Annotated in this window: 4 protein-coding genes; 3 read left to right on the top strand and 1 reads right to left on the bottom strand. The window is 49.4% G+C overall.

From position 1 onward, the window contains the following. Positions 1-225, bottom strand: a 225-nt coding sequence (locus TW80_RS18190; protein ID WP_157033343.1) for a hypothetical protein, incomplete at its 3' end; no start/stop codon positions are given. A gap of 354 nt (positions 226-579) precedes the next feature. Here TW80_RS18190 and TW80_RS17765 point away from each other — a divergent pair. The 3 genes from TW80_RS17765 to TW80_RS17480 all read left to right on the top strand — a co-directional run bounded on the left by TW80_RS17765 (position 580) and on the right by TW80_RS17480 (position 3,848). After that, positions 580-2,265, top strand: a complete 1,686-nt coding sequence (locus tag TW80_RS17765) for a vWA domain-containing protein (protein WP_052701064.1) — start codon at positions 580-582, stop codon at positions 2,263-2,265. Positions 2,266-2,598: 333 nt separating this feature from the next. Beyond that, on the top strand, positions 2,599-2,769 hold the full coding sequence (locus tag TW80_RS18495) for a hypothetical protein (protein ID WP_446720145.1): 171 nt from the start codon (positions 2,599-2,601) through the stop codon (positions 2,767-2,769). An 8-nt stretch (positions 2,770-2,777) separates the two neighbouring features. Further along, positions 2,778-3,848, top strand: coding sequence for an AI-2E family transporter (locus TW80_RS17480; protein WP_045998764.1), 1,071 nt, complete (start codon positions 2,778-2,780; stop codon positions 3,846-3,848). The last annotated feature ends 323 nt before the right edge of the window (positions 3,849-4,171 follow it).

Here is a 4,171-nt window from a genome sequence, read left to right as displayed (position 1 = left end):
GTTTAAATCAGTTCGCAGTCCGGCAACGACATCATCTAGCAGTTTCTTTGCCGCACTATGTTCTGCCACAGTTCCTGACAAAACTTCGAAACACGCTAAATGGATATGTGCAAACGCTATGAAATCGTCTCTTTTCGCAATATCTAATTTTGAAAAGTAATGATCTACGGCTTCGTGATCAATACGGGTTTGCTCGCGCAAATGAAGCCTAAAGTCTTTTTGCATGCTAGCTCCTGTACTAATCGCATACTTTGGTGTCCAAAGTTCTTGGATATGGTGTGCAAAACCGACACTTTGCGTATTATGTAATCAGTACTCGATGGCTTTAGGCTACAAACCGATAAGTTACCTTCGCAATTCGCAACGTATTTATCAACGGTAAGTTCATCCGAAAAAATGTAAGCACCCCACGATATCGTTGAAAAGTTTTCATTTTTTGGCACAACAAAGCATGTCGCTGGATGTTTCTGTCATTTTTAGGTTCATTCTCGCCTAGATTGGTATGTGTTTTTGCGACCCATTTACAAATGCTTGCATTGATCGTTACGCAAGTAAAAACTGGCTCGTAAGGAGACTGCGGTGCGCTTCTTTTCTTTGGTTTTGGCTGCGATGATATCGACGGCTGCTATCGCACAAGACGATGCAGGTACCGTCTTGGTGCTGGACGGCTCTGGGTCCATGTGGGGGCAGATTGATGGCGTCGCCAAGATCACCATTGCGCAGCAAGCTGTGAATACGATTTTGGATGATTTTCCGCAGGATCAGCGGTTAGGCCTCACGATTTATGGGCACCGGCAGGAAGGCAGCTGTAGCGATATTCAGACGATTGTCGCCCCTGCAGCTGGCACTGCATCCGAGGTGCGTAATGCGGTGAATAATATTCGACCCCTCGGCAAAACGCCAATGACTGATGCCATCATCGCCGCCGCGGAGGCACTCGATTACACGAACCAAGCCGCAACCGTCATTTTGGTGTCCGATGGGGTTGAGACCTGCAATCCGGATCCTTGTGCAGCTGCACGCCGTCTCGATCTGGCGGGCGTAAATTTCACGGCACACGTGATTGGTTTCGATGTGGATGACCCTGTCGCGCTTGGTCAGATGCAGTGCATCGCGCTTGAAACTGGAGGTCGCTTTCTCAGGGCTGCGGACGCGACGGAACTCAAAGACGCTATTGCGACTGTTACTGCTGAACCCGAAACTGAACCCGAAGTGCTTCTTACGCCCGACGCAACACTCGATGCGCCCATAACGGCAGTGGCAGGTGCCACAATCACAGTCGATTGGAGTGGCCCCGCAGCTGCTGGTGATAGCCTGACCATCGCGCTTCCGGATACCGAGAGTTTTGTGAACTTTGTGTACGTCGCAGAAGCTGAACCAGCTCAACTCCGCATGCCTGCCGATCCTGGTGTGTATGAAATTCGATATATCTACGGCCCAAACGATGAGATCGCAGCAACGCATCGCATCACTGTGACGCCTGCTGACGCAAGCATTGATGCTCCTGCAACTGCCTTTGCTGGTGAAACGCTATTGTTGACTTGGTCAGGCCCTGACAACGAAGGGGATTATCTCGCCGTTGGTCCGGCGGGGCGCGAAGCTTACATCAACTTTACCTATCTATACGAAGGCAATCCCGCGCCATTGGTCATGCCCGTTGAGCCAGGTGTTTATGAAATTCGATATCATGAAGGACAGAACGACGCAGTTGTTTTCGCGCGATCTATTGACGTGAATGCGGCAGATATTCACGTTGATGTGCCCGCTACAGCGCCTGCTGGTGAAACGCTGATGTTGCCATGGATCGGACCAAAAAACGAAGGCGACTACCTTGCTGTCGGTCAGCTTGGCGGAGAGGGTTACATCAACTTTACCTACCTTTACGAAGGGAACCCGGCACCTTTGTTGATGCCGATCGTGCCAGGTGTCTATGAAATCCGATATCACGCGGGCCAAGACGACACTGTTCTATTCACCAGTACAGTTAATCTGACCCCTGTGACCGCGCGCCTCGAAGCAGCGGACACCGTCAAATCAGGCGAAACACTAACTGTAGCCTGGGACGGTCCAGGATATGAGTATGACTTCGTCGCGATTAGTGCGTTGGATGAAGAGGGATACCAACCGGGCAGCTGGAGCTACACCTACGAAGGCAACCCGTTGACGATCACCGCACCAGAAGTGCCCGGCCAGTATGAGTTGAGGTATTTTCTAGGTCAGAACGAAGTGGCGATCGCAAACCAACCGCTAACAGTAATCGACTGATAGCATGGGCCAAAGTCCCGTCCGTTCGCCTCAGCCATAGTGTTTTGCGCGGCTCTTTCAGTGCAGCAGCATCCATATATCGAACGAAACCTGTATCTACTACCGATCCTGCGGTCAGTGTCTGATATCGGGTGTTCGCGATGTGGCCTTCGCAATGGTTTAAAGATCGCCTCTGGGCGGTGAAGGTTCCTGTAATATTGGCTGCCTTTAAAATCCAATCTGACGCATCTCACGTATCAATTCATATGTTGTTCCCTACCAGAAGGTTTGTTGGGCGTGCAGATTGTTTGGTTCAAGAGAGATTTGCGTGTGACGGATCATAAGGCGCTCGCGATGGCTGCTGAGGCAGGGCCGGTTTTGCCGCTCTATATCGTTGAGCCTGAGCTTTGGCGACAACCAGATGCGTCCTTGGGCCACGCCAATTCACGGAACCTTTTCTATCTTAAAATGTTGTGCATCGAGGCAAAGCGTAAATCGGCATCCGCTAAGGTTAGCTTAAAATGAGATAAGCGATGGACGAGACACATAAGATTAAGAATTTATTGTTTGGGATATTTTTGCTTCTGTTGTTTGGGGCAATTTATTTTGCCCGAGACATGTTGCTCCCAATTGCCCTAGGAATTTTGGTATCGTTGACACTTAGCCCAATCGTGAGAGGTCTAAGACGGCTGGGCATTCCAGAAGTTATATCTGCGAGCCTTTTGATCTTTGGTGCTACGCTGATTTGTGGCGTTGGTATTTATGCGCTGTCTGGGCCAGCATCAGATATCATCGAACGGGCACCTGAAGTAGGAACGGAGTTAAGAAGAAAGTTTGGCTTTTTACTGGATTCTTTGGCTGCCGTGCAAGACGCATCCGACGAGATGGAAAACATTACAAACGGTGGAAATTCTGCGCCTGAAGTTGCGATACAGCAGCCAGGCTTGCTTACTTTCGCCGCCGGAGGTGTGGCCAGCTTTCTCTCACTTGGCTTTGTGGGGCTCATACTTGCGTTGTTTATTCTGTCGTCTGGTAATTTATTCTACCTGAAACTGGTAAAAGCGCTCCCCAGTTTTTCGGATAAGAAACTCGCTGTAAAAACAGTGCGTGCTGTTGAACATAAGCTATCTCACTACTTGCTCACAATTGTTTTGATCAACATAGGCTTAGGCGTTTGCATCTCAGTCGCACTGCATGCCGTCGGCTTTCCACAAGCCGTCGTATGGGGTGTAGCAGCTAGCTTATTGAATTTTATACCTTTTGTCGGTGCCATGTTTGGTTTTTTGGCGATCGGAGCTTATAGTATAATTGTATTTGAGACGCTGACATCGGGACTTATTGCGCCGGTGGTCTACCTGTCCCTCACATCCATTGAGGCTCAGTTCATTACGCCGGCGCTGCTCGGCCGACGATTAGAATTAAACACAGTTTCCGTATTTCTAGCCGTGATTATATGGAGCTGGCTATGGAGCATCCCCGGCGCATTGATGGCAGTCCCACTATTGGTTGTTACTAAAGTTATCTGCGATAATGTTGCACCACTGAAAGCATTTGGCGACTTTCTGGGCCCCGGAAGAAATCAAATATTGTCTAATCCAAAATAAGGGAGACTGTTATAGTCTGCGTAGGCTGTAAATCTCATTGGTCTGGTAGGTGCTTTGTCGGTCTGTTTCACAGCCAGAGCTCATGGCAATCATCAGCAACTTGTACAACGGCATTCTTACTGCAACGTGCCGGACGCTTGCTAGTCACACCTCTCGTTCGAATATGCCGAATTCGACGGCGAACAATCCTTGGTGGTCGAGCTCTTATCGTTCCAACTGAAAGCCGCGATAAGAATTACTTGTCTGAGCAAGAGTCCTGAAAAACTTCAATGCCGGGTCGGATACTGTCCACGTCGAGATTGGACTGGCGCGTAATGATCTCT

The sequence above is a fragment of the Loktanella sp. S4079 genome (genome assembly GCF_000967725.1).
In the GTDB taxonomy this organism is placed as follows: domain Bacteria; phylum Pseudomonadota; class Alphaproteobacteria; order Rhodobacterales; family Rhodobacteraceae; genus Yoonia.
The sequence above is the reverse complement of the archived record's forward strand: the minus strand, read 5'-3'. Positions and strand labels throughout refer to the sequence as shown.

What these genes read in the sequence shown, in the direction of transcription:
- TW80_RS18495 (WP_446720145.1), top strand. Translation starts at nt 2,599, where the DNA reads ATGGCTGCTGAGGCAGGGCCGGTTTTGCCGCTCTATATCGTTGAGCCT.
- TW80_RS17480 (WP_045998764.1), top strand. Translation starts at nt 2,778, where the DNA reads ATGGACGAGACACATAAGATTAAGAATTTATTGTTTGGGATATTTTTG.